Genomic DNA, 24,398 nt, shown 5'->3' on the forward strand with positions numbered 1-24,398 from the left:
GTATATGTCATTCATCACCGAATGGGTCACTAATATCATATTATTTATTTTTATTGCCATTATTTTAGATATGCTGCTGCCGAGATCCGCAATGCAAAAATATGTAAAAGTCGTTGTTAGTTTATTATTAGTGTCTGTCATTCTTACGCCGATTTTAAAAATATTTTCCTATGATTTTCCGAACTTGTTATCCGAGGAGCTGCTGAACTCGGAAGCAAAAGAAGATTCAATAAAAAAATCAATAGAATTTAAGAAAAATGAAATACAAGCTAACAACCGTGCATATATTTTAGAACAAATGGCTGTCCAAATGAAAAATTTAGCGGAAGAGGAGCTGGTAGAAAACTATGGTTTAAAGGTTCAAAAAATTCATCTTTCGGTTGATGAAACAAAAGAGAAGATTGAATCAGAAAACGATTTAAAGCAAGTTACAGTTTTCGTGGAAGAAAAAGATCTTCCCCACACGGTTGAAACGGTTAAACCGGTTGAAATCAACATGAACGAAGAAGACAAAAAAATGCTCGCAAATGAAAACGAAATAATTGCCCAGCTTGCTGAAACATGGGGAGTATCGAAAGAAAAAATTTCGATTGAAATGGAAGGAGGCGGCCTAAGTGAATGATAGGAAAAATTTTTTGCAGCGACTAGCCTCTCTTCTTCCCGGACGAAATATGCTCAAAAAATCAGCCACCTATCCATTCATGCTTATACTTTTGACGCTTGGAATCGCTTTTATGCTGATCGGCAGTTTTTTATCCGGCGAAAGCAAAACAGTAGAAACGATAAACACCGCTGCAGAAGAAGAGGATGTTGAGCCCGCATTTAAACAAACAACAAGTGAAAAAGGAACAATTGAACGTTATGAACAGCAGTATGCAAATGAGCTAAAAGGAGCGCTTCAGTCCATTTCAGGCGTAGGTGAGGTAGAAGTTATTGTCAATGTTGACTCTTCATCTGAAAGTGTGTTGGAAAAAAATCGCTCGATTCAAAACCAAACGACAGATGAGACGGACCGTGAAGGCGGAAAGCGGCAGGTGGAAGATAAATCTGTTGACGAACAAGTGGTAATCATTCGAAAAGGGGATCAAGAATCGCCCATCGTTGTAAAAACCGAAAAGCCGAAAATACGCGGGGTGTTAGTAGTAGCAAAAGGTGCTGAAAACGTTCAAATTAAAAAAATGATCACCGATGCAGTTACAAGGGTGCTTGATGTCGATAGTCATAGAGTAGCCGTATTGCCAAAAAAGTAAAGGAGGATGCTTGACATGTTAAAAAAACAAACTGTTTGGTTATTAACCATGTTAAGTTTAGTTGTTGTGCTGTCCGTTTATTACATTACATCTCCTGAAGGAGGATCTTCCCCTGATGTGGTGTTGACGGATACAGAGACGAATTCGAATGAAAAAGAAAGCGGAAATGACAATAATAAAGAACAAACAGAGCAACAAAAAACTGATGCGAAGCAGCAAGAAAAAGAACAATCGAGCAAGCAGTCCAGCTCAGAAGATGGATCGGTAGTCTCCACAATAACGGACGATGATTTATTTACTGCGCTGAGAATGGAAGTGGAAGATGAAAGAAGTGAACGCAAGCAGGAGCTGGAGACAATTATTGGGTCCAATGATGTCTCATCTGAGGAAAAAAACAATGCATATGAGGAGATGCGCGAATTATCCAAGCTGTCAGAGAAAGAGAAGGTATTAGAAACACTTATCAAAACAAAAGGCTACGAGGATGCATTAGTTCGCGCTGATGGAGACAAGGTGAGAATTACCGTAAAAGCGAAAGAACACTCCCCGCAGCAAGCAAACGAACTGATTCAATTGGTGAAGGATGAAATCCAGTCCATGCAAGATGTTGCCGTAACATTTGAAATAGCAAAGTAACATGACTCCCCGAAAAAAATCGGGGATTTTTTCATGTGAAGAAAAAGCTGCTTTGAATTGTTTGCTCATATTTTTAATAGTTATTGAATTTTAGCAAAAAGTTATCGTATCATAAATGATAGCTACTTTTAATACTTGATGATAATATCTAGCAAATTGGAATTCATTTTAAGGAGTGTTTTTTTATGTTAAATTTTAAAGAAATAAAGGAAATCATCAAATTGATCGATGATTCATCCATTGATGAATTTACATATGAAAGCGAAGGGGCAAAGGTCCAATTAAAAAAAACTGCGGCTCGCGCTAATCAGCATGTTGTCTATAACAATGCTTCTGAAATTCAAGCTTTGCCAAAGCAGCCAGCTGCTGAATCTTTAGAACAGCCGAAAAAAGAGGTGCATTTGCCGAAAGAAGAAAGCGAGCAGAAAACAGAAAATTTACATAAAATTACTTCACCGATGGTCGGCACATTTTATGCTGCTCCAAACCCAGATGCAGATCCTTATGTTACAATAGGATCAAAAGTAAAAGAGAATACCGTTGTTTGCATTGTAGAGGCAATGAAATTATTTAATGAGATTGAAGCGGAAGTAAAAGGCGAAATTGTCGACATTTTAGTTGAGAACGGTCAGCTTGTTGAATACGGACAACCATTATTCCTTGTAAAACCAGAGTGAGGGAAAGAAAATGTTTAAAAAATTGCTGATAGCAAACAGAGGAGAAATTGCAGTAAGAATCATACGCGCCTGCAAGGAATTAGGGATCGAAACAGTCGCCATATATTCTGAGGCGGATAAAGACTCCTTGCATGTTCAGCTTGCAGATGAAGCGTATTGCATAGGACCGACTGCATCTAAAGACAGCTATTTAAACTTTACGAACATCGTGAGTGTAGCGACGCTGACTGGATCAGAAGCCATTCATCCAGGCTACGGATTTTTGGCAGAAAACGCTGATTTCGCCGAGCTTTGCAATGATTGCAACATTGTTTTTGTAGGCCCTAGTCCAGAAGCAATCACAAAAATGGGAAAAAAAGATGTTGCTAGGGAAACAATGCGGCAGGCGGGTGTTCCGATTGTGCCTGGGTCAAAAGGGATCATTAAAAGCGAAGAGGAAGCAGTTGAGATCGCAAATCAAATCGGTTATCCAGTCATTATTAAAGCAGCCGCCGGAGGCGGAGGAAAAGGAATACGCGTTGCGAATGACGAAGAAAGCTTGCGGAAAGGGATCCAAATTACTCAGCAGGAAGCGCAAACAGCATTTGGAAACCCAGGCGTTTACATTGAAAAATGTATTGAAGATTTCCGCCATGTTGAAATCCAAATTCTTGCCGATCACCATGGAAACGTCGTTCATTTAGGTGAAAGGGACTGCAGCATTCAAAGGCGCTTACAAAAGCTGGTGGAAGAAACTCCTTCTCCTGCACTATCTGATAAAATGCGACATAAAATGGGGGAAGCGGCTGTAAAAGCAGCCAAAGCGGTGCGTTATTCCGGTGCAGGTACAGTGGAATTCATTTTTGATTATAAAAATGAGCAATTTTATTTCATGGAAATGAATACCCGCATTCAAGTTGAGCATCCTGTTACTGAAATGGTCACAGGCATTGACCTGATCAAAGAGCAGATCAAGATTGCAGCAAACGAACCACTAAGCTTTGAACAGAAAGACATTACATTTAACGGCTGGGCGATCGAATGTAGAATTAACGCAGAAAACCCGGAAAAGAATTTTATGCCTTCAGCTGGTAAAATCGAAATGTACCTGCCTCCGGGCGGACCGGGTGTCCGCATTGATTCTGCCTGCTACCCTGGCTATTCCATTCCGCCATATTATGATTCAATGGTCGCAAAGCTGATTACACACGGAGCGACAAGGGAAGAAGCGATAGCCAAAATGAAAAGAGCTTTAAGTGAATTTGTTATAGAAGGAGTGCATACAACCATACCTTTCCACCTGAAATTAATGGATCATGAAAAATTTATCAGCGGGGAGTTCAACACTAGATTTCTTGAAAATTATAAAATCATGTCATAATTTTGGAGGTGTACTATTTGAAAGATACAGGATTGGAAATGAATCATGAAGCAAGCTTTGGAAAAGTGGAAATCGCTCCGGAAGTCATTGAAGTCATCGCCGGAATTGCCGCATCTGAAATAGAAGGGGTAGCCCAAATGCGCGGCAATTTCGCTTCAGGAGTCGCTGAACGCTTTGGCAAAAAAAATCATGGTAAAGGCGTAAAAGTAGACTTAGGTGAAGAAGGCATTGTCATTGATGTATATTGTGTCATGAATTTCGGGGTTTCCATTCCGGCTGTTGCACAGAAAGTACAAGAAAACATTCGTCAAACGCTTTTAACGATGACGGCGCTTGAAATCAACGAAATCAACATTCATGTAGTGGGCATTCAGTTTGAAACGAAGACGGAAGAGCCTGAAATTCAAGAGGAAATGTAAAGGCGGAGGATATCCTCCCCTTTTTTGTTTAAAATAAAGAATAATAAGAAAGATTCTGAAATTTCTTTTCGGATGAACTTTCATATGTGATACAAGAGGCAGTTATGATATGATTCATATATGACATTTCGACATAGTTTGAAAAAAGGAGCAAAAAGATGAAACGGAGAACAGCTAGGAAAAAGGCATTGCAGGCACTGTTTCAAATTGACTTGGCTGAAGCGCTTCCTGAGGAAGCCATCAATCATGTTTTGGACGGTAATGAACATGATCCATTTTTAAATAAGCTTGTACTCGGAACGGTTGAACATCAAAACGAAATTGACGAATTGATAAAAAGGAATTTAACCAATTGGAAATTGGAAAGATTGGCTAACATTGACCGTGCCATTTTGCGTTTAGCTGTATATGAGATGAAATATGAACCGGATATTCCGTTCAATGTAACAATTGATGAAGCGATTGAACTTGCTAAAATGTTCGGAGATGTTCAGTCGAGCAAATTTGTAAATGGTGTCCTCTCAAGTATAAAAGAAGAGTTAGAAAAAAAAGCTTAGGAGGAAAAAGATGGTGGCGACGATTATTGACGGAAAAGAATTGGCAAAAGAAATGCGAAGCGAGTTAAAAAAAGAAGTGGAACAATTAAAGGAAAAAGGGGTAACACCCGGCCTTGCCATTATTTTAGTTGGGAATAATCCTGCTTCCCTTTCTTACATTAAGGGGAAGCAAAAAGCTTCGGAGGAAATCGGCGTTTCTTTTAAGCTGGAACATTTGGAGGAGTCGATTTCACAAGAAGAACTGCTTGAAGTGATAGAAAAATATAATCAGGACGATCGTTATGACGGAATTCTTGTTCAGCTTCCGTTACCTGACCATATTGATGAAACAGCAGTCATTGAAAAAATTTCTCCAGAAAAAGATGTGGATGGCTTTCATCCGATTAATGTTGGACGCATGATGACGGGACAGGATGCGTTTTTGCCGTGCACACCGGCCGGAATTGTTGAAATGATCAAATCTGCAAATATCGAAATTGCCGGAAAGCATGTTGTCGTTGTTGGCAGAAGCAATATTGTCGGAAAACCGGTCGGACAATTGCTTCTAAACGAAAATGCAACGGTTACATATTGCCATTCGAAAACGAAAAATTTGCGGGAGCATACGATCCAAGGAGATATTTTAATCGTTGCTGTCGGGCGTCCTCATTTCATAGGTGCTGATCATATTAAAGAAGGTGCAGTCGTAATAGATGTTGGCGTCAATAGACTTGAGAACGGAAAACTTGTAGGCGATGTAAAATTTGATGAGGCAAAAGAAAAAGCAAGCGCCATTACTCCTGTTCCCGGCGGAGTAGGTCCAATGACGATTACGATGCTGGTTTATAATACGGTTAAATCCGCAAAGAAGCGGGTACGTCCATAAACTTGCTTTAAAGGAGTTGTTCATGAGTAACAAAAAATTTGTAACCGTTTCGGCGTTAACAAAATACCTTAAGCGAAAATTTGATGTTGATCCACATTTGCGCGATATTTGGGTAAAAGGCGAATTATCAAACGTAAAAATTCATGACAGCGGACATATTTATTTTACGTTAAAGGACGAGCATGCCAGAATACAGGCGGTTATGTTTTCAAGTTTTAACCGTTCTCTTCCATTTCGCCCAGAGGACGGGATGAACGTATTGGTACGCGGTGAAATTACCATTTACCAGCCCGGAGGAATATACCAAATTTATGCAAAGGAAATGGAGCCTGATGGAGTAGGAGGGCTTTATCTTGCATTCGAGCAGCTGAAAAAAAAATTGGAGCAAGAAGGGCTGTTCGATGTCAAGCATAAAAAAACGATTCCTGCCTTTCCAAAGACGATCGGTGTGATCACATCGCCGACAGGTGCAGCCGTCAGGGATATCATCACAACGATCAAACGAAGATACCCTGTGGCAAAAGTGGTGGTTATTCCCGCAATTGTTCAAGGTGTACAAGCGGGAAAATCGATTGTGAATAAAATACAGCTTGCCAACTCCCTCGGTTATTTCGATGTCCTCATTGTTGGAAGAGGAGGCGGGTCGATTGAAGAGTTGTGGGCTTTCAATGAAGAGGTGGTGGCAAGGGAAATTTTTAAATCAAAAATACCCGTTATATCTGCTGTAGGCCATGAAACAGATTATACAATCGCAGATTTTGTCGCCGATCTTCGGGCGCCGACTCCAACCGGAGCAGCAGAGCTGGCTGTTCCTAATATAACGGATTTAATCGAAAAGATCCGGGAACGGAACATTAGAATGACGAACGCTTTAAAGGAACGGATCAAAAAGGAAAAGCTCAAGCTTTTCCGCTTAACCAACTCATATGCATTCAAATATCCGAAAAAGCTTTATATGCAAAAAGAACAGGAGCTGGACATTTTATTCGAACGTTTTAAAAAAGCAGGAAAACGTTACTTAAACGATCAAACGAACCGATACTTGTTATTGACGAATCGTCTTAAAAACGAACTTCCATATGACCAAATTGAGCGGGCGAAGACAAGAATGAAGGATCTGGACAAAAAAATGCTGCGCGAGATGACAGCTTTATATCAACAGAAGCTGAATCGCTTTCAAGCATTGGCTTCTAAACTTGATGCGCTCAGCCCATTAAAGATTATGGAACGTGGATACAGCCTTGTGTATAAACAAGATAAGCTGGTAAAGAGCGTAAAACAAACGGCTGAAGGGGATTTTATTCAAATTAAATTGCAGGACGGGACCATCCATTGTGAAGTATCTGAAATTGAGGAGAGAAGATCATGAATGATCAAAAAGAATTAACGTTTGAAGAAGCGATGAAAGAGCTGGAAGCAATTGTTTTAAAATTAGAAGACGGAGATGTTCCATTAGAACAGGCGATCCAATATTTTCAAGAAGGAATGAAGCTTTCAAAGCTTTGCCATGAAAAATTAACGCAAGCTGAAAAGCAATTGGATTTTATTCTTGATGAAGATGGAACGATCAAACCTTTCCAAGCACAGGAGGAAGAACAAAAGTGATGTCTTTTCCGGAATACTTAAAAACGCGCAAAGCTGCCATTGATTCCGTTCTTCCCACATATATTGAAAGATTAAATGCCCCGAAAATTATTAAAGAATCGATGATTTATTCCTTAAATGCCGGCGGGAAACGTCTGCGCCCTATGCTCTTGCTTGCCGTTCTCCATTCGTATGGAAAAGAAGAGAAAATTGGCTACCCGGTCGCATGTGCGGTGGAATTGATTCATACGTATTCGCTCATTCATGATGACCTTCCATGCATGGACAATGATGATTTTAGAAGAGGAAAGCCGACCAATCATAAAGTATATGGAGAAGCCATAGCCGTGCTGGCAGGTGACGGATTACTGACTGAAAGCTTTCGGCTGATTGCTGATGCTGAAGAGCTTTCAGATCGCGTAAAATTGACGCTCATTTCAGAGCTTTCAAAGGCGGCTGGTGCAGAAGGAATGGTTGGCGGACAAGTTGCCGACATGGAAGGAGAAAACAAACAATTAACTTTAAAACAGCTTGAATATATTCATGAGCATAAAACAGCAAAGCTTCTGGCTTTCAGTATTATTGCAGGTGCCATCATTGCTGAGGCGTCGATTGAAGAAATAAATAAATTAAAGGAATTCGCATACCATATAGGCATTGCCTTCCAAATTAAAGATGACATATTAGATGTTGAAGGAGACGAAGAAAAGATCGGAAAGCCTGTTGGTTCCGATGAAGAGAATAAAAAAACAACGTATTTGTCCGTACTGTCTTTGGAAGGCGCAAAGGAAAAATTGTCGGAGCATATTGAAACATCAAAGGCTATTTTGCAAACATGTTCCATAAACAATGAGCTTCTATTATCGTTTTGTGATTTAATTGGGGAGCGCGAACATTAAACGATGAAAATTCGGTGCACCTCCAACGGGTTGACAAAATGTGAGGAACGGGATTCGCATTTGAATGTGTGCATTCTCCAACAAGTTGAGGAAAACACTCCTATATGATATAATTCTGTCAGAAAACATGATGGAGTGGTGCAGTATTCTAGTCAGCCCTCCGGTTCTGAAGGCGGGCCTAAAAATCCGCTAAAGGGCACATCGATGAAGTTCCTGGTGTTGGCTTGAGGCGCCCAGCCTTGGGTTGATGCTGGGGGTTAAGGTTAGAGGGCGATCCACAATGGCATGTGGGCGTTGACCCTCTTTCCGCGGAGGCCCATTTTATGTGCAAAATGGGTATGAACCTGTCTACGCGCTTCATAGTGCAATGAGGCGCGGACAGCGTAGCCTGCCTTGAGTGGAGGCCGAGGGGATTATGGAAACAAGGAACTTTTTCATATGGCCAATGAAAGAGTTTCTTATGTGACATATGAAATCGGCTCTGCAAAAGAGGCTAGGAACCGGCTAAAGGCTGTTTGAGGAAAACTCCTAGACTGTTCACATGACATATATAGAGGATTGTAGTACGGACTAAGTGGCAATCCAGTCTAGCGTTTGGCGACAGCGCTAAGTCAGGTTTAAAGGGAAACCGCCGGGGCGGCAACGCCTGGTACTTGACTGGGAAAACCTACTGGACCTAAGCCGTAATGTTTACTCTATATATGACCACTCCATTTCGTTATATATAGTTTTTACATAGAAATCAGGTGTTATGCATTTCATGATGAAAGAGCTAATTCGATATTCAATACGATGGAGTTTAGGAATTGCCGTTATCACATTCGTGTTAGCGGCTCTTTTTTCAATTGTATCAACTGTTCTTCTGGAAGGCGTCGGATGGGCTGCCGGTATGATGATCGTTTTTGTGATCGTTTTAATCGGCATTTTTTTTGATATGCTCGGCATTGCTGCCACATCAGCAGATGAGGTACCGTTTCATGCGATGGCGTCAAAGCGTGTGAGCGGTGCCAAGCATGCCATTCAAATTATCCGAAATGCCGATCGCTTTTCGAACTTTTGCAACGATGTTATTGGCGATATTTCCGGCATAATCAGCGGAACAGCCTCGGCTGTTGTCGTAGTGCAGCTGGCGGTGACGTTTGCCGACCGTCAAACTTCGGCGCTTGAGTTTACGATTTCAATCGTATTCACAAGCATTGTAGCCGCTCTTACTGTCGGAGGAAAAGCGTTTGGAAAGGCGTTTGCAATCCGTTTTTCAACTCCGATTATTTTTTATGTCGGAAAGATATTTTATTTTTTTGAAAAAAGATTTAATATTGTTTTGATGAAAGAGAAAAAAGGAAAGAATCATAAAAAAGCAAGCATATCTAAAAAGCGAAAGTGAGTGATCCGTTTTGGATCTATTGTCCATCGAAAATCCAAAATTTCTGAAAAAGTTTTCAATAAAAGAACTGGAGCAATTGAGCGCGGAAATTCGCCAATTTTTAATTGAAAAGCTGTCAGTGACCGGCGGACATATTGGACCAAATTTAGGAGTAGTTGAGCTGACAATATCTTTACATAAAATGTTTGACAGCCCGAAAGATAAATTTATTTGGGATGTAGGTCACCAGGCGTACGTTCATAAAATTTTGACAGGCAGGGCGAAAGAGTTTGATACGTTGAGGCAGTATAAAGGATTGTCCGGTTTTCCGAAGCGTTCAGAAAGCGAGCACGATGTTTGGGAAACGGGGCACAGTTCAACTTCACTTTCTGCGGCAATGGGAATGGTTATTGCCCGCGATTTAAAAGGAACGGATGAATATATTGTGCCGATTATCGGCGACGGTGCTTTAACCGGAGGCATGGCGCTTGAAGCATTGAATCACATCGGCCATGAACAAAAGGATATTATTGTTGTGTTAAACGATAATGAAATGTCTATTGCTCCAAACGTCGGTGCTCTTCATCATATACTTGGAAGATTAAGAACAACAGGCAAATATCACTGGGTAAAAGAAGAGTTGGAATACTTGTTAAAAAAAATTCCAGCTGTCGGAGGAAAGCTTGCCTCAACAGCAGAACGGCTTAAAGACAGTCTGAAATATTTATTCGTTTCGGGCATGTTTTTTGAGGAGCTTGGCTTTACCTATTTTGGCCCGATTGACGGACATGATTTTCAGGCATTGATGGAAAACATTAGTTATGCCAAAAAAACAAAAGGCCCTGTTTTGCTGCATGTTATCACGAAAAAAGGAAAGGGCTATTTGCCTGCCGAAAAAGACAAGGTTGGAACATGGCATGGAACAGGCCCGTATAAAATTGAAACAGGCGATTTTGTTAAACCGAAAATATCGGCTCCGTCTTGGAGTGAATTAGTAAGTGAAACAGTTCGAAAATTAGCGAGAAACGATGAAAGAATTGTTGCAATTACACCAGCCATGCCGGTTGGTTCGAAACTTGAAAAATTCCGAGAAGAATTTCCGGACAGAATGTTTGATGTCGGTATTGCCGAGCAGCATGCGGTGACGCTTGCAGGAGGACTTGCTGCTGCCAATATGAAGCCGTTTTTGGCAATCTATTCAACCTTTTTGCAGCGCGGTTATGACCAAATGGTTCATGACATTTGCCGACAAAACTTAAATGTGTTTTTCGGAATTGACCGCGCAGGACTCGTCGGAGCTGACGGAGAAACCCATCAGGGAGTATTTGACATCGCTTTTTTGCGCCATATACCAAACATTGTATTAATGATGGCGAAAGACGAAAATGAAGGACAGCATATGGTTTATACGGCTCTGAAGTACGATGAAGGGCCGATCGCTCTTCGCTATCCGAGAGGAACAGGATTGGGTGTGCCTCTTGATCCTGAGCTGAAAGAAATTCCAATCGGTACGTGGGAAGTTCTTTTACAAGGTAAAGATGCTGTCATTTTAACATTTGGAACGACGATTAAAATGGCATTGGATGCAGCGAAAGCACTTGCCAAAAATAATGTTTCCGTTCGAGTCGTCAATGCCCGCTTTTTAAAGCCGCTTGATGAGAAAATGCTTCTTGAGATTTTCAACGAAGGAATACCGATTTTAACAGTAGAGGAAGCAGTTCTTGAAGGCGGTTTTGGCAGCTCGGTATTAGAATTTGCTGAAAAGCATGGCTTTACAAATCTTACAATGAAAAGAATGGGAATTCCAGATCGCTTTATCGAGCATGGAAGCGTGGAAAAACTGTTAGAAGAGATTGGATTAACAAAAGAAGGAATAATAAAAAATGTGCTCGAAGTAATACCAAAAAAAGAAAAAGGAATCAAATATGGGTAAAAAGGAACGTTTAGATGTATTGCTTGTAGAAAGAGGACTTGCAGAAACGAGAGAAAAAGCAAAAAGAGCCGTTATGGCCGGGCTTGTTTATTCAAATGAAAAACGATTGGATAAGCCTGGCGAAAAAATTGATCGCGACATCCCGTTAACTGTAAAGGGAGATGCGATCCCGTATGTTTCAAGAGGCGGTTTAAAGCTGGAAAAGGCATTGAAACAATTTGAAATCAGTGTGGCAGGAAAAATTATGGTAGATGTAGGCTCTTCTACGGGAGGATTTACCGACTGCGCCTTGAAGAACGGCGCAAAATTATGTTATGCGGTGGATGTCGGGTATAATCAATTGGATTGGAAGCTGCGTCAAGATGAACGTGTTATCGTGATGGAACGGACAAACTTCCGTTATGTAAAGCCGGAGGATTTTCAAAAGGGGCTTCCGGAATTTGCTACCATTGATGTATCGTTTATCTCTTTAAAATTGATCCTCCCTGTTTTAAAAACCATTTTGGTGCCCACTGGTGAATGCGTCGCGCTAATTAAGCCGCAATTTGAAGCAGGAAAAGAAAAAGTCGGGAAAAAAGGAATTGTGAAAGATGCTCGGGTTCATGAGGAAGTTTTGCATGACATAACGGCCTTTGCAATCAATGAAGGATTTGATTGCTTACATTTATCGTACTCTCCGATCACTGGCAGCAACGGAAATATAGAGTTTTTGCTCCATTTGTATTGGGGAGGGGCAAAAGAAAAAGGTGACATAAAATTTACGGAAACAATTGAAGAAATTGTGAAAAACGCTCATTCGACGTTAAAAATAAAGAGACAGGGATAACGAATACAAGTTATTCCTGTTTTTCTATGAGATATCATAACAGGAAAGAGAATAGGGGTGGTCGCTAATGACAAAAGGACAGCGTCTTATTAAAATTAGAGAGCTTGTCACAAATTACGAAATCGAAACGCAGGATGAACTAGTTGAAATGCTGAAAAATTTAGGTTTTAATGTCACCCAAGCAACCGTATCCCGCGACATCAAGGAGCTCCATTTAGTGAAGGTTCCGACATCTGATGGACGTTATAAATACAGCCTGCCCGCAGATCAGCGCTTCAATCCCCATCAAAAGCTGAAAAGAGCATTGATGGATGCGTTTGTTAAAATCGATTCTGCCGGACATTTGCTTGTGATGAAAACAATGCCGGGAAATGCTCATGCAATTGGTGCATTAATTGATAATTTGGACTGGGAAGAAATATTAGGGACAATTTGCGGCGATGACACGATTTTAATTATATGCAGGAAGAATGAAGACACCAAAACGTTGACGGAAAAATTTTTGGACATGCTTTAACAAGTTTGGGGTGAAAATGCGATGTTAGCGGAATTGTCGATTAAAAATTTTGCCATTATTGAATCCCTATCTCTTTCTTTTGAAAAAGGGCTGACAGTGCTGACGGGAGAAACAGGTGCTGGGAAATCGATCATTATTGATGCTATATCTCTTCTTGTAGGAGGACGCGGTTCTTCTGAATTTGTCCGAGCCGGTGAAAAGCGCGCTGAATTGGAAGGGTTGTTTATATTGGAAGAAGAGGACCATCCGTGCTTGAAAAAATGCCATGAATTAGGAATAGATGCTAGTGAAGGCATGATTGTTTTAAACCGGAATATCTCCGCTAACGGAAAAAGCATTTGCAGAATTAATGGAAAGCTTGTCACAATCGGAATTCTCCGGGATATTGGGAGCACATTAGTCGATATACATGGACAGCACGATCATCAAGAGCTGATGGACGAGCAAAAGCATCTTCATCTTCTCGACGAATATGGCGGCGAAGAAGTGAAAAAAGCAAAGGATGCATACGTAAAGCTTTATAAAAAATACGCGGACTTAACAAAGCGGTTAAAAGCCCTTTCAGAAAATGAGCAGCAGATGGCGCATCGATTGGATTTATTGAAGTTTCAATTAAAGGAAATTGACGATGCCGATTTAAAAATGGATGAAGATATAAAGCTTCAGGAAGAACGGCAGGAAATGTTAAATTTTGAAAAAATTTATGAAGCCTTGAAAAATAGCTATGAATCGCTGCAGGGAGAGCAGCGCGGGCTTGATTTTTTACGACTTGCCATGAATCATTTAGAAGAAGCAGCAGAATTTAATAAACAGTTAAAAGAAATGTCCGAAACGCTGTCGAACAGTTTTTACGTTGTAGAGGATTTAACGTTTCAGCTTAGAAATGAATTAGAACGCATGGAATTTAATCCTGATCGGTTAAATATGATAGAGGACCGCCTCCATGTCATTCATCGGTTAAAACGAAAGTACGGGCAAACAATCAAAGACATTTTGCAATATAGAGATGAAATTGAAAAAGAGATCGATACGATTGAAAACCGTGATAGCCATATTCAAACGCTTAGAAATGAGCTTAAATCTGTCGTCGAAGAACTGCTGACAAAATCCCAACATTTAACGGCAATAAGAAAAAAATATGCAAACAAGCTAACTGCTCAAATCACATCTGAATTAAAACAGCTGTACATGGATAAAACTACATTTAAGGTTCAATTTTCGCAGAAAGAGGCCCAAGATTCCGCTTTGATCGATGGAATTCCAACGAAATTTGGAAGTGACGGCATGGATTTTGTGGAATTTTACATTTCCACCAATCCAGGCGAACCTCTTAAGCCTCTTGCGAAAATTGCTTCCGGCGGGGAATTATCAAGAATCATGCTTGCCTTAAAAACGATTTTTTCCAAGCATCAAGGAATTACTTCCATCATATTTGACGAGGTGGATACTGGTGTAAGCGGCCGTGTCGCCCAAGCGATCGGAGAAAAAATTTATCAGGTGTCGATTAACTCTCAAGTGCTATGCATCACGCATCTTCCTCAAGTTGCAGCGATGGCTGACAACCATCTATTAATTGCTAAGGAAGTAAGCAAAGAGGGAAGAACGAAAACAAAGGTTATTCCGCTTTCTGAAAAAGAAAAAATTGCAGAAATCGGCCGGATGATTGCTGGAGCGGAAGTGACGGAATTGTCGAAGCAGCATGCAAAAGAGCTGTTGGATCTGGCTATATCGGTGAAATCCTCCTAGCGGAAATAATTTCTTTAAGAAAAAGTTATAAATGACCTCGCTCAAGGAAAAATTATTAGATGTAGCCATGTGAAATAGTCATATGGTGTGGGTTAGGAGCGAGGAGAGTGAAGAAATGACTTTAGAATACATCAGAAAAATAATTGGTACGATTCTCCTTGTTTCTTTAATCAGTTTAGGCTTTTCAAAAGAGGTGCGACAATATTTACACATTCCGAAAACAATCACCATTTTTGAAAATGACGTTTATACAATAGAAAAAAATGTTATTCCAGCTCAAGCTCAAGTTCAGGATGTTCAAAACGCTTTCAAAGTGTCGGAAAGCGGGGACGAATTGCAGCTAAAAGGCACGAAATCTGGAGATGGACAAATTCTCTATGAAATAAAAGGCATGCCGGTTAAAAACGTGAATGTCAAAGTTCTCCCGGAATTAAAGGTAATTCCTGGAGGCCAATCGATCGGTGTTAAGTTAAATACACTTGGTGTTTTAGTAGTCGGCTTTCACCAAATTGAAACTGAAGCCGGAAAAAAATCACCGGGTGAATCGGCAGGTGTAGAAGTCGGCGATATGATAACAAAAATTAATGGGACAAAAATAGAAAAAATGAGTGATATTATTCCATTTATACAAGAAGCAGGAAGAACAGGCCGCCCTTTAGCGATCGAAGTAAAACGCAACAACAAAGTTCTCAACACGAAATTGACACCAGTCAAAGACAAAAGCGACAAAACGTATCGTATCGGTCTCTATATACGGGATTCTGCAGCAGGCATTGGAACGATGACGTTTTATGATCCGAAATCAAAAAAATACGGTGCTCTTGGGCACGTTATATCAGATATGGATACAAAAAAACCGATTGTGGTTGAAAACGGAAAAATTGTCCGGTCTACGGTAACGTCGATTGAAAAAGGAAGAGGCGGAAGTCCAGGTGAAAAATTAGCAAGATTTTCAGAAAAACATGAAGTGATCGGCTCTATTTCAAAAAACAGTCCATTCGGCATATTTGGCAGGCTGAATCAAGAAGTGAAAAACGGAATTATGGACAAACCGATACCAGTTGCTTTTTCACATCAAGTGAAAGAAGGTCCTGCACAAATTTTAACAGTGGTAGATCAAAATAAAGTGGAAGCATTTGATGTAGAAATTGTCAGTACCGTTAATCAAAAGTTTCCTGCAACAAAAGGTATGGTCATAAAAGTGACAGATAAGGAGTTGCTTAAGAAAACAGGAGGCATTGTTCAAGGAATGAGCGGCAGTCCAATCATTCAAGATGGAAAGCTGGTTGGCGCTGTGACTCATGTATTTGTCAATGATCCGACATCTGGTTACGGTGTTCACATTGAATGGATGCTGCAAGACGCAGGGATTAGTATGGACGAAAAGCAGCAAAAAGCGAGTTAACGCACTCGCTTTTTCTTATTACATGATGCAGCGTTCTTAAATAAATCCTTTTGCGAAAAACGTCACGTTCACATAAAGGAGTTTTGTGAAGTGGGCTGTTTGCTTTAAAAGCAAGGGAAGTGTACTGGCTCAATCAAGCGAAAATTTATGTATAAACTTATTTAATTCGACATACATATTTATTACAAAAACGCTGTTTATGTTTGTTAGAGGAGAATTTTGCTTGAAATCGAAAACTTTATTCATAATAAGAAGAACTTTGAAAAAACACATAATTTTTCACTTTTTTTAAAAAAGGAAAAGGATTCTCTGTAAAGTTGTCGAAAATATCTTGTAGATCAAACAATGTATAATTTTGTAAAGAGGATTGGGAGGAGTGCGTGTGGAAAAAATTAAAGTATGTATCGTTGATGATAATCGAGAGCTTGTTGCCCTTTTGGATGAATATTTATCCAGCCAGGAGGATATGGAAGTAATCGGCGTTGCTTACAATGGTCAGGAATGTTTAAATATTTTGAATGAAAAAAGCCCGGACGTCCTTGTTTTGGATATCATTATGCCCCATTTAGATGGATTAGCAGTACTGCAAAAGCTCAAGGAGCTAAACAAAGCGAAAAAGCCGAACGTAATCATGTTAACTGCTTTTGGCCAGGAGGATGTAACGAAAAAAGCGGTCGACCTAGGGGCTGCTTATTTTATTTTAAAACCGTTCGATATGGAACAGCTGGCTGGAAATATTCGTCAAGTGAGTGGAAAGCCTTCGCCTCTAATGAAAAATATATCTTTACATAAATCTGGCTCTGCTGTTTCTGAAAATAAAAATGACAATCTAGACGCTAGTATTACAAGCATTATTCATGAAATCGGGGTTCCTGCGCACATCAAAGGATATTTATATTTAAGAGAAGCGATTTCCATGGTTTATAATGATATCGAGCTGTTAGGATCGATTACAAAAGTGCTTTATCCAGATATTGCGAAAAAATTTAACACAACGGCAAGCCGTGTGGAACGTGCTATCCGCCATGCTATTGAAGTAGCATGGAGCCGCGGCAACATTGAATCTATCTCATCGCTGTTTGGCTACACAGTCAGCATGTCAAAAGCCAAACCGACGAACTCGGAATTTATTGCAATGGTGGCAGATAAATTGAGATTGGAGCATAAGGCCTCCTGAAAAAAAAGTAACCGCTGAGCCTAACGGCGGTTACTTTTTTTCTGAAAACGCGGCTGAACTCGATTGCGTTTTCTATCTCTATGCAAAATAAATCCTCCTATAAAGAACAATCCTGCTAGGAAAAATAATAAACCCATTAAAAATTGCAGCCATAAGTAAGGAAACGGGGGCTGTAAAATGCCAAAAAGCATGTCTCTCATTAATTTAATTCCGTAAACCGCCAGGATCCCTGGAATCACCATAATCAACAATGCAATAAGCCTTATCATTTGACTTTATATCCCTTTCTGTTAAAATAGAGCGAATCAATTTCATTTTTACGATCATATTACAATTTGTCAATACAAATAAACATGTTATGATGAAGATATGCCATTTTATTAACGATGAATGGACAAGGAGCATACGTCTTTTCTATATAAATATTTTTAAAAATCGGTTTTTTAGCATACATAGAAGAGATGAAGGAAGGAGAGTTTCATGGCCAAAGAATATGATGTAGTGATTTTAGGAGGAGGAACGGCAGGATATGTTACAGCGATCCGGGCATCCCAGCTCGGAATGAAAACAGCTATTGTTGAAAAATCAAAGCTTGGAGGGACCTGTTTGCATTCGGGCTGCATCCCGAGCAAAGTTTTATTGCGAAGCGCTGAAATATTTGCTCAATCAAAAAAAAGCAGCGACTTTGGAATCGAGCTGTCCAATGTTCAAGTCAATTTTGATAAAGTGCAGGAGCGGAAGGAAAAGATAGTTTCTCAACTTTATCAAGGGGTCAGGCAATTAGTCAAAAAGGGAAAGATCGATGTGTTTCATGGCATCGGACGAATTTTAGGTGCGTCCATCTTTTCTCCGCAGCCAGGAACAGTTTCTGTAGAGATGGAAAACGGGGAGGAAAACCAAATTTTACTTCCGAAATACGTTATTATTGCAACTGGATCGCGCCCTCGTGAATTGCCTGGATTAACGATTGACGGCGAGACTATTTTGACGTCAGATGAAGCATTGCAATTACAACGCCTTCCTTCATCTATGATCATTGTGGGCGGCGGAGTGATTGGAATGGAATGGGCATCTATGCTCTCTGATTTCGGAGTTGAAGTCACGATCCTTGAAATGGCGGATCGAATTTTGCCGTCAGAAGATATTGAAATAAGTAAAGAAATGGAACGGCTAATGAGGAAAAAAGGAGTCCGCATTTTTACGAATATATCGATTTTGCCTGAAAAAACAGAAATACAAAACGGAATCACAGTGTTCATCGAACAGGATGGACAAGAAATCAGTTTGCACAGTGAAAAACTGCTGTTGTCAATAGGGAGAAAAGGGAACACAGAAGGAATTGGATTGGAAAATACCGAAATTGAAATCCATAATGGCTATATTGTGACAAACGAGTTTTATCAAACAAAGGAATCAAACATCTATGCAGTCGGTGATGTCATCGGCGGTCTTCAGCTTGCCCATGTCGCATCGCAAGAAGGAATACGCGCCGTAGAACATATTGCAGGAGAGAATGTTTTGCCAATTGACTACAAAAAAGTCCCTAAATGTATTTATTCGAATCCTGCAGCTGCAAGTATCGGTTTAACAGAACAAGAAGCGAGGGAAAAAGGCTATACCATCAAAATCGGAAAATTTCCTTTTCAAGGAGTTGGAAAAGCGCTCATTTATGGAGAACCGCAAGGGTTTGTCAAAATTGTCGCAGATGAAAAGACCGATGATCTTTTAGGAATTCATATTATCGGACCAAATGCAACAGAGCTGATTTCTGAAGGAAGTTTAGCAAGCTTTCTCGATGCAAGCTCTTGGGAACTCTCCCGTACGATTCATGCCCATCCAACATTGTCAGAAGGGATAATGGAAGCGGCTCTTGCGGTAAATGGCAAAGCAATACATATATAAGCTAGGGAGGTCTTGTCATGCCCAAAAATCGTCATCAGTCTTTAGGTTTAACGGATCAGGACGTATTAAACATGTATGAAACGATGCTTCTTGCAAGAAAAGTGGACGAACGGATGTGGCTTTTAAACCGAGCAGGAAAAATCCCATTTGTCATCTCATGTCAAGGGCATGAAGGCGCTCAAGTTGGTGCAGCCTTTGCCTTGGACAAAACAAAGGATTATATCTTGCCTTACTACCGTGATGTAGGCGTTGTCCTGCACTTTGGAATGACCGTGAAAGAATTAATGCTATCAGCATTTGCAAAAGCGGAAGACCCGAATTCCGGGGGCAGGCAAATGCCAGGACATTTCGGCCAAAAGAAAAATCGGATTGTAACTGGTTCATCCCCTGTTACAACTCAAGTTCCTCATGCAGCTGGGATCGCCTTAGCAGGAAAAATCGATAAAAAGGATTTTGTCACATTTGTTTCCTTTGGGGAAGGATCATCGAACCAAGGAGATTTTCATGAAGGGGCGAATTTTGCTGGAGTACATAAATTACCTGTCATTTTGATGTGTGAAAATAACCAATACGCCATCAGCGTTCCGATTCAAAAGCAATTAGCTTGCGAAAAAGTGTCAGACAGAGCAGCAGGGTACGGCATGCACGGGGTGACTGTAGATGGAAACGATCCTCTTGAAGTGTATAAAGTTGTGAAGGAAGCGAGAGAAAGAGCTGTCCGAGGAGAGGGACCGACATTGGTTGAAACGCTTGTGCACCGCCTTACACCCCATTCGAGCGATGATGATGATCGGAGCTACCGGACAAAAGAAGAAATCGAAGAAGCTAAGAAAAAAGATCCGATTTATACGTTTGCATCCTATTTAAAAGAAATTGGATTGTTAACAGAGGAATTGGAACAAAATATGCAGACGAAAATTGCAAGCATAATCGATGAAGCAACTGATTATGCAGAAAATGCGCCTTATGCGGCTCCGGAACATGCACTGAAACATGTGTATGGAAACTGAAGGAGGAAAAAAGATGCCAATTATGTCATATATCGAAGCAGTTACAGCTGCACTTCGTGAGGAAATGGAGCGAGATGAAAAAGTATTTCTACTAGGAGAAGATGTCGGGAAAAAAGGAGGAGTTTTTAAAGCGACTCAAGGGTTATATGAACAGTTTGGAGAAGAGAGGGTAATCGATGCTCCCCTTGCTGAATCTGCTATCGCTGGCGTTGGAATAGGAGCGGCCATGTACGGAATGCGCCCTGTTTGTGAAATACAATTTGCTGATTTTATTATGCCGGCTGTCAATCAAATTATTTCAGAAGCAGCGAAAATACGGTATCGCTCCAACAATGACTGGAACTGTCCGATTACGATTCGGGCGCCGTTTGGCGGAGGAGTGCACGGTGCTTTATACCATTCTCAGTCTGTTGAAGCGGTATTTGCCAACCAGCCCGGTTTGAAAATTGTCATACCTTCTACGCCGTATGACGTAAAAGGATTATTAAAAGCAGCGATACGCGATGATGATCCTGTCTTATTTTTTGAACATAAGCGGGCATACAGGCTCATTAAAGGGGAAGTTCCGGCAGATGATTATGTTTTGCCGATTGGAAAGGCGGATGTCAAGCTGGAAGGGGATGACATTACCGTTATTACATATGGATTGTGCGTTCATTTTGCTCTGCAGGCAGCTGAACGATTAGAAAAAGATGGAATTTCTGTCCACCTTTTAGATTTAAGAACGGTATATCCGCTTGATCAGGAGGCTATTATTGAGGCCGCTTCAAAAACCGGCAAGGTGCTTCTCGTGACTGAGGATAATAAAGAAGGCAGTGTAATGAGCGAGGTATCCGCCATTATTGCAGAGCATTGTTTGTTTGATCTTGATGCACCAATTAAACGGCTTGCAGGCCCGGATGTACCTGCGATGCCATTTGCACCGACAATGGAAAAATTTTTTATGATGAATGCAGAAAAAATTGAAAAAGCGATGAGAGAATTGGCAGAGTTTTAAAAGTTGACCCTAATCTCAAGGAGGAATCAACGTGCTAATCGAAGAAATGAAAATGCCTCAATTAGGAGAAAGCGTGACAGAAGGAACAATCAGCAAGTGGCTCGTCTCCATCGGCGATAAGGTCAACAAATATGATCCCATTGCAGAAGTTATGACGGATAAAGTAAATGCAGAAGTTCCTTCATCATATACAGGTGTAATTAAAGAGCTTTTAGCTGAGGAGGGAGATACTCTCCAAGTTGGCGAAGTTATTTGCAGAATTGAAGTGGAGGCTGTGGCGGTTGAACAAGAAAAAAACATTCAGCCAAAAGACAGTCTTTATGCTAATGACCATCAGCCGGCTGAAAAAGAAGAAACGGAAAAGAAGACTATGAAAAACAGGTATTCTCCGGCAGTGCTCCGGCTAGCTCAAGAACATGATATTGATTTAGAAAAAGTCAACGGAACGGGAGCTTTCGGAAGAATTACCCGAAAAGATGTGTTGAAGCTGATTGAAGCAGGTAATATACCGAAAAAGGGCTCCTTGATCCAAGAAACGAAATCCTATAAATCACCTAAAACAGCCGGTGATACTGAAATTCCTGTTTCTGGGGTGCGCAAAGCCATTGCTCAAAATATGGCGCGAAGCAAAACAGAAATTCCCCATGCTTGGATGATGATTGAGGTCGATGTAACTGGGTTAGTTGAATTAAGAAATTCGATCAAGGAAGAATTTAAAGCAAAAGAAGGTTTTCCTTTAACATTTTTCCCGTTTTTTGTGAAAAGCGTTGCAGAAGCGTTGAAAGAATATCCGCAAATGAATTCGACTTGGGCGGGGGATAAAATTATTCAAAAGAAAGACATTAATATTTCGATCGCTGTTGCAACAGATGATGCGCTTTATGTACCAGTTATTAAACATGCTGATGAAAAATCCATTAAAGGAATTGCTCGAGAAATTAACGAGCTTGCTTTAAAGGTTAGAACGGGAACGATTGAAGCGAAGGAAATGGAAGGCGGTACATTTACCGTTAACAACACAGGTTCATTCGGCTCTATTCAATCAATGGGAATTATTAACTATCCACAAGCGGCTTTGCTGCAAGTAGAAACGATTGTGAAAAGATTAGTTGTCATGAAAAACGGAATGATCGCCGTGCGCGATATGGTGAATCTCTGCCTTTCTCTCGATCATAGAGTATTAGATGGGGTTGTATGCGGAAGATTTTTGCAAAGAGTAAAACAAATATTAGAAGGTATTTCGAAAGAAACAACATCCGTATATTAGTCCTTTGAGTTATTAGAAATAATGCTTAAGCAACATTGGTTAACATTTGCTTCAAAGATTGCTGTTATTGTAAGATAACAATATAATGGTGAAAAAAAGGGAAAGGGGTGCGAATGAATGAGCATCGATTTTAATTTCTTCATGAACGACATAGTTCGCCAAGCGCGTGAGGAAATCGTTGCCGCTGGCTATACGGAATTGAAAACACCGGAAGAAGTGGATGAAGCTTTAACGAAAAAAGGAACCACTTTAGTAATGGTTAATTCTGTTTGCGGCTGTGCAGGCGGAATCGCAAGACCGGCTGCATATCATGCGCTTCATTATGATAAACGTCCTGATCAATTAGTGACTGTATTTGCAGGTCAAGATAAAGAAGCTACGGAACGAGCTAGATCTTATTTTACCGGTTATCCGCCGTCTTCTCCATCTTTTGCGCTGCTCAAGGATGGAAAGCTCGTTACCATGATTGAACGCCATGAAATCGAAGGACATGAGCCGATGTCTGTTGTCCAAAAATTGCAAGAGGCATTCGAGCAATATTGTGACGAAGTATAAAAAGAAAAGGCTGCCATTTTTAGATGTGGCGCCTTTTTTATTTCGAAAAGAGAATAGGCAAATGATGGTGATGAGTAATGAGAAAATTTAAAATCGGTTATCGTACGTTAAAAACAGCGATAGGTGCTTCTCTATCGATATTTTTAGCACAGCTGATGGATTTAAACCATTTTGTTTCCACCGGCATCATCGCGATTCTTTGTATTCAAGTAACAAAAAAGAAATCATTGAAAAGCGCTTGGTCCAGGTTTTTTGCTTGTATAACGGGAATGATGTTTTCTTTTCTTTTTTTTGAAATTTTTGGTTACCATCCAATTGTCATTGGATTTCTGTTGCTTTTTTTCATACCGACAATGGTGCTTTTTAAAACGACAGAAGGCATTGTAACGAGCGCTGTTATTATTTTGCACTTATATGAAGCAGGTCAAATAACGCTGGATATTGTTCAAAACGAACTTTTGATTATTGTGACAGGGATCGGAGTAGCGCTCTTAATGAATCTGTATATGCCGAGCTTGGAAAATGACCTTAATGTTTATCGAAAAGAAGTAGAAAAAAACTTTGCGGTTATTTTTGAAAAAATTGTAGCTTTTTTAAGAGAAGGCGACTATACGTGGGATGGAAAAGAAATTCCTGAGACAGCCGATCTCATTGAAAAAGGGAAAGGATTGGCGCTCCGAAATGTAGAAAATCGTTTGCTAAGACATGAAGACCAATATTATGCATATTTTAAAATGAGAGAAAAACAATTTGAAATCATTGAACGAGTGCTGCCGACGTTCACGATGATCACCGCAAACGTAGAACAAGCGCACCTTATTGCACAGTTTATTGAAGAGTTAAAAGACAACATTCATTCCGGAAATACAGCAAAGAAATTTTTAAAAAAGCTAGATGACATCAAAAAAGAGATGGAAAGGGCACCGCTTCCGAAAACAAGAAAGGAATTTGAAACGAGAGCAAGGCTTTATCATTTTTTATATGAAATGGAGCAATATTTAATTATTAAAAGCCAGTTTAAAGGTCTTGCCGACGCCAAAAAAGGAAAAGGATGAAGCGCTTGTCATTGAGCACAATAAAACGAGAGATCGTGTCAATGCTTTTTTCGTACATATGTTTAGAAGAAACGCCTTTATGAGCTGCACTTTTCAAAATACAAACAGAAGAATGGACCGTGTCTGCTGAAAAAAATCGGCTAAGAATGTTCACCATATCGGTTCGCATGATCTGAAAATATTCGTGAACAGCTATGGAATAAATCAGCGTGATCTGTAAAAAAATTCGCGGCAACGATGCCAAAAGTCCGCAGCGGACGAGATTGATTTTGCGAAAATGAATGTGCGGAATTCATGGACTTTATCGGAAAAAATGTAACAAAAGGTTGGATGAGGACGAGCAATCGAGAGGAGGAAGCACCGATTTGAAAGAAATTGTTTTTCACCAAACAGCCTAT

The 24,398-nt window shown here is 40.3% G+C and carries 25 protein-coding genes; 24 read left to right on the top strand and 1 reads right to left on the bottom strand.

Annotated elements, in window-relative coordinates:
* Positions 1-4 precede the first annotated feature (4 nt).
* From spoIIIAF to spo0A, 18 genes are all read left to right on the top strand, one after another.
* Entirely contained in the window at positions 5-622 is a 618-nt protein-coding gene (spoIIIAF, locus tag FB379_RS01830; protein ID WP_063388120.1) for a stage III sporulation protein AF, read from the top strand.
* Between the two features lie 49 nt (positions 623-671).
* On the top strand, positions 672-1,250 hold the full coding sequence (gene spoIIIAG, locus FB379_RS01835; RefSeq protein ID WP_066247694.1) for a stage III sporulation protein AG: 579 nt from the start codon (positions 672-674) through the stop codon (positions 1,248-1,250).
* Between the two features lie 15 nt (positions 1,251-1,265).
* Entirely contained in the window at positions 1,266-1,886 is a 621-nt protein-coding gene (locus FB379_RS01840) for a SpoIIIAH-like family protein (RefSeq protein WP_066247608.1), read from the top strand.
* 185 nt (positions 1,887-2,071) lie between these two features.
* Positions 2,072-2,563, top strand: coding sequence for an acetyl-CoA carboxylase biotin carboxyl carrier protein (gene accB / locus FB379_RS01845; RefSeq protein ID WP_066247610.1), 492 nt, complete (start codon positions 2,072-2,074; stop codon positions 2,561-2,563).
* 10 nt (positions 2,564-2,573) lie between these two features.
* Positions 2,574-3,923 carry an acetyl-CoA carboxylase biotin carboxylase subunit gene (accC, locus tag FB379_RS01850; RefSeq protein WP_063388123.1) on the top strand — a complete coding sequence of 450 codons (1,350 nt, stop codon included), beginning with the start codon at positions 2,574-2,576 and terminating at the stop codon, positions 3,921-3,923.
* Between the two features lie 17 nt (positions 3,924-3,940).
* Entirely contained in the window at positions 3,941-4,342 is a 402-nt protein-coding gene (locus tag FB379_RS01855; protein WP_063388124.1) for an Asp23/Gls24 family envelope stress response protein, read from the top strand.
* A gap of 158 nt (positions 4,343-4,500) precedes the next feature.
* Positions 4,501-4,899, top strand: coding sequence for a transcription antitermination factor NusB (gene nusB / locus FB379_RS01860; RefSeq protein ID WP_063388125.1), 399 nt, complete (start codon positions 4,501-4,503; stop codon positions 4,897-4,899).
* A gap of 10 nt (positions 4,900-4,909) precedes the next feature.
* Positions 4,910-5,764: a bifunctional methylenetetrahydrofolate dehydrogenase/methenyltetrahydrofolate cyclohydrolase FolD gene (folD, locus tag FB379_RS01865; protein WP_063388126.1), complete on the top strand. Its 855-nt coding sequence runs from the start codon at positions 4,910-4,912 to the stop codon at positions 5,762-5,764.
* 22 nt (positions 5,765-5,786) lie between these two features.
* Complete coding sequence (gene xseA, locus FB379_RS01870; RefSeq protein WP_144596800.1) at positions 5,787-7,133, top strand: exodeoxyribonuclease VII large subunit; 1,347 nt, start codon at positions 5,787-5,789, stop codon at positions 7,131-7,133.
* The gene (locus FB379_RS01875; protein ID WP_063388128.1) at positions 7,130-7,369 is read left to right on the top strand and encodes an exodeoxyribonuclease VII small subunit; all 240 of its coding nucleotides are present in this window, start codon (positions 7,130-7,132) and stop codon (positions 7,367-7,369) included. Before xseA ends, FB379_RS01875 begins: the two co-directional genes overlap by 4 nt.
* Complete coding sequence (locus FB379_RS01880) at positions 7,369-8,247, top strand: polyprenyl synthetase family protein (RefSeq protein WP_144596834.1); 879 nt, start codon at positions 7,369-7,371, stop codon at positions 8,245-8,247. Before FB379_RS01875 ends, FB379_RS01880 begins: the two co-directional genes overlap by 1 nt.
* A gap of 763 nt (positions 8,248-9,010) precedes the next feature.
* Positions 9,011-9,631 carry a CNNM metal transporter family protein gene (locus FB379_RS01885; RefSeq protein ID WP_066247695.1) on the top strand — a complete coding sequence of 207 codons (621 nt, stop codon included), beginning with the start codon at positions 9,011-9,013 and terminating at the stop codon, positions 9,629-9,631.
* 10 nt (positions 9,632-9,641) lie between these two features.
* Positions 9,642-11,543, top strand: a complete 1,902-nt coding sequence (dxs, locus tag FB379_RS01890) for a 1-deoxy-D-xylulose-5-phosphate synthase (RefSeq protein ID WP_063388130.1) — start codon at positions 9,642-9,644, stop codon at positions 11,541-11,543.
* Positions 11,536-12,369: a TlyA family RNA methyltransferase gene (locus tag FB379_RS01895; protein WP_144596802.1), complete on the top strand. Its 834-nt coding sequence runs from the start codon at positions 11,536-11,538 to the stop codon at positions 12,367-12,369. The genes dxs and FB379_RS01895 overlap by 8 nt, the downstream gene beginning before the upstream one ends.
* A 67-nt stretch (positions 12,370-12,436) precedes the next feature.
* A complete protein-coding gene (ahrC, locus tag FB379_RS01900; protein ID WP_063388132.1) occupies positions 12,437-12,886 on the top strand; it encodes a transcriptional regulator AhrC/ArgR in 450 nt (149 codons plus the stop codon).
* A gap of 21 nt (positions 12,887-12,907) precedes the next feature.
* Entirely contained in the window at positions 12,908-14,632 is a 1,725-nt protein-coding gene (gene recN, locus FB379_RS01905) for a DNA repair protein RecN (RefSeq protein ID WP_144596804.1), read from the top strand.
* Between the two features lie 115 nt (positions 14,633-14,747).
* Entirely contained in the window at positions 14,748-16,037 is a 1,290-nt protein-coding gene (gene spoIVB, locus FB379_RS01910) for a SpoIVB peptidase (protein WP_144596806.1), read from the top strand.
* Between the two features lie 382 nt (positions 16,038-16,419).
* Entirely contained in the window at positions 16,420-17,214 is a 795-nt protein-coding gene (gene spo0A / locus FB379_RS01915; protein ID WP_063388135.1) for a sporulation transcription factor Spo0A, read from the top strand.
* Positions 17,215-17,234: 20 nt separating this feature from the next.
* Here spo0A and FB379_RS01920 read toward each other — a convergent pair whose 3' ends face one another.
* Positions 17,235-17,483, bottom strand: coding sequence for a DUF2627 domain-containing protein (locus tag FB379_RS01920; protein ID WP_063388136.1), 249 nt, complete (start codon positions 17,481-17,483; stop codon positions 17,235-17,237).
* A gap of 211 nt (positions 17,484-17,694) precedes the next feature.
* Here FB379_RS01920 and lpdA point away from each other — a divergent pair, with 211 nt between their 5' ends.
* The 6 genes from lpdA (at position 17,695) to FB379_RS01950 (ending at position 24,000) form a co-directional block, all read left to right on the top strand.
* Positions 17,695-19,116, top strand: a complete 1,422-nt coding sequence (gene lpdA, locus FB379_RS01925; protein ID WP_063388137.1) for a dihydrolipoyl dehydrogenase — start codon at positions 17,695-17,697, stop codon at positions 19,114-19,116.
* A 17-nt stretch (positions 19,117-19,133) separates the two neighbouring features.
* Positions 19,134-20,126: a thiamine pyrophosphate-dependent dehydrogenase E1 component subunit alpha gene (locus FB379_RS01930; RefSeq protein ID WP_063388138.1), complete on the top strand. Its 993-nt coding sequence runs from the start codon at positions 19,134-19,136 to the stop codon at positions 20,124-20,126.
* 13 nt (positions 20,127-20,139) lie between these two features.
* Positions 20,140-21,123 (top strand): alpha-ketoacid dehydrogenase subunit beta, encoded by a 984-nt coding sequence (locus tag FB379_RS01935; protein ID WP_063388139.1) that lies wholly within the window; start codon positions 20,140-20,142, stop codon positions 21,121-21,123.
* A 31-nt stretch (positions 21,124-21,154) separates the two neighbouring features.
* The gene (locus tag FB379_RS01940; RefSeq protein WP_063388140.1) at positions 21,155-22,390 is read left to right on the top strand and encodes a dihydrolipoamide acetyltransferase family protein; all 1,236 of its coding nucleotides are present in this window, start codon (positions 21,155-21,157) and stop codon (positions 22,388-22,390) included.
* Between the two features lie 117 nt (positions 22,391-22,507).
* Positions 22,508-22,945: a BrxA/BrxB family bacilliredoxin gene (locus FB379_RS01945; protein WP_063388141.1), complete on the top strand. Its 438-nt coding sequence runs from the start codon at positions 22,508-22,510 to the stop codon at positions 22,943-22,945.
* A gap of 77 nt (positions 22,946-23,022) precedes the next feature.
* Positions 23,023-24,000 (top strand): aromatic acid exporter family protein, encoded by a 978-nt coding sequence (locus FB379_RS01950; RefSeq protein ID WP_063388142.1) that lies wholly within the window; start codon positions 23,023-23,025, stop codon positions 23,998-24,000.
* Positions 24,001-24,398: the final 398 nt, after the last annotated feature.

Origin of the sequence: Aeribacillus composti (assembly GCF_007827555.1) — a bacterium.
In the GTDB taxonomy this organism is placed as follows: Bacteria; Bacillota; Bacilli; order Bacillales; family Aeribacillaceae; genus Aeribacillus; species Aeribacillus composti.

Bases quoted from the DNA above. Each gene is read 5' to 3' on its own strand.
- spoIVB (WP_144596806.1), top strand. From the start codon at position 14,748: ATGACTTTAGAATACATCAGAAAAATAATTGGTACGATTCTCCTTGTT.
- lpdA (WP_063388137.1), top strand. From the start codon at position 17,695: ATGGCCAAAGAATATGATGTAGTGATTTTAGGAGGAGGAACGGCAGGA.
- FB379_RS01920 (WP_063388136.1), bottom strand. From the start codon at position 17,483: ATGATAAGGCTTATTGCATTGTTGATTATGGTGATTCCAGGGATCCTG.
- spoIIIAG (WP_066247694.1), top strand. From the start codon at position 672: ATGCTCAAAAAATCAGCCACCTATCCATTCATGCTTATACTTTTGACG.
- FB379_RS01885 (WP_066247695.1), top strand. From the start codon at position 9,011: ATGAAAGAGCTAATTCGATATTCAATACGATGGAGTTTAGGAATTGCC.
- xseA (WP_144596800.1), top strand. From the start codon at position 5,787: ATGAGTAACAAAAAATTTGTAACCGTTTCGGCGTTAACAAAATACCTT.
- FB379_RS01930 (WP_063388138.1), top strand. From the start codon at position 19,134: ATGCCCAAAAATCGTCATCAGTCTTTAGGTTTAACGGATCAGGACGTA.
- accC (WP_063388123.1), top strand. From the start codon at position 2,574: ATGTTTAAAAAATTGCTGATAGCAAACAGAGGAGAAATTGCAGTAAGA.
- FB379_RS01875 (WP_063388128.1), top strand. From the start codon at position 7,130: ATGAATGATCAAAAAGAATTAACGTTTGAAGAAGCGATGAAAGAGCTG.
- FB379_RS01935 (WP_063388139.1), top strand. From the start codon at position 20,140: ATGCCAATTATGTCATATATCGAAGCAGTTACAGCTGCACTTCGTGAG.
- spoIIIAF (WP_063388120.1), top strand. From the start codon at position 5: ATGTCATTCATCACCGAATGGGTCACTAATATCATATTATTTATTTTT.
- FB379_RS01840 (WP_066247608.1), top strand. From the start codon at position 1,266: ATGTTAAAAAAACAAACTGTTTGGTTATTAACCATGTTAAGTTTAGTT.
- accB (WP_066247610.1), top strand. From the start codon at position 2,072: ATGTTAAATTTTAAAGAAATAAAGGAAATCATCAAATTGATCGATGAT.
- recN (WP_144596804.1), top strand. From the start codon at position 12,908: ATGTTAGCGGAATTGTCGATTAAAAATTTTGCCATTATTGAATCCCTA.
- FB379_RS01895 (WP_144596802.1), top strand. From the start codon at position 11,536: ATGGGTAAAAAGGAACGTTTAGATGTATTGCTTGTAGAAAGAGGACTT.
- FB379_RS01945 (WP_063388141.1), top strand. From the start codon at position 22,508: ATGAGCATCGATTTTAATTTCTTCATGAACGACATAGTTCGCCAAGCG.
- nusB (WP_063388125.1), top strand. From the start codon at position 4,501: ATGAAACGGAGAACAGCTAGGAAAAAGGCATTGCAGGCACTGTTTCAA.
- FB379_RS01880 (WP_144596834.1), top strand. From the start codon at position 7,369: ATGTCTTTTCCGGAATACTTAAAAACGCGCAAAGCTGCCATTGATTCC.
- ahrC (WP_063388132.1), top strand. From the start codon at position 12,437: ATGACAAAAGGACAGCGTCTTATTAAAATTAGAGAGCTTGTCACAAAT.
- FB379_RS01950 (WP_063388142.1), top strand. From the start codon at position 23,023: ATGAGAAAATTTAAAATCGGTTATCGTACGTTAAAAACAGCGATAGGT.
- folD (WP_063388126.1), top strand. From the start codon at position 4,910: ATGGTGGCGACGATTATTGACGGAAAAGAATTGGCAAAAGAAATGCGA.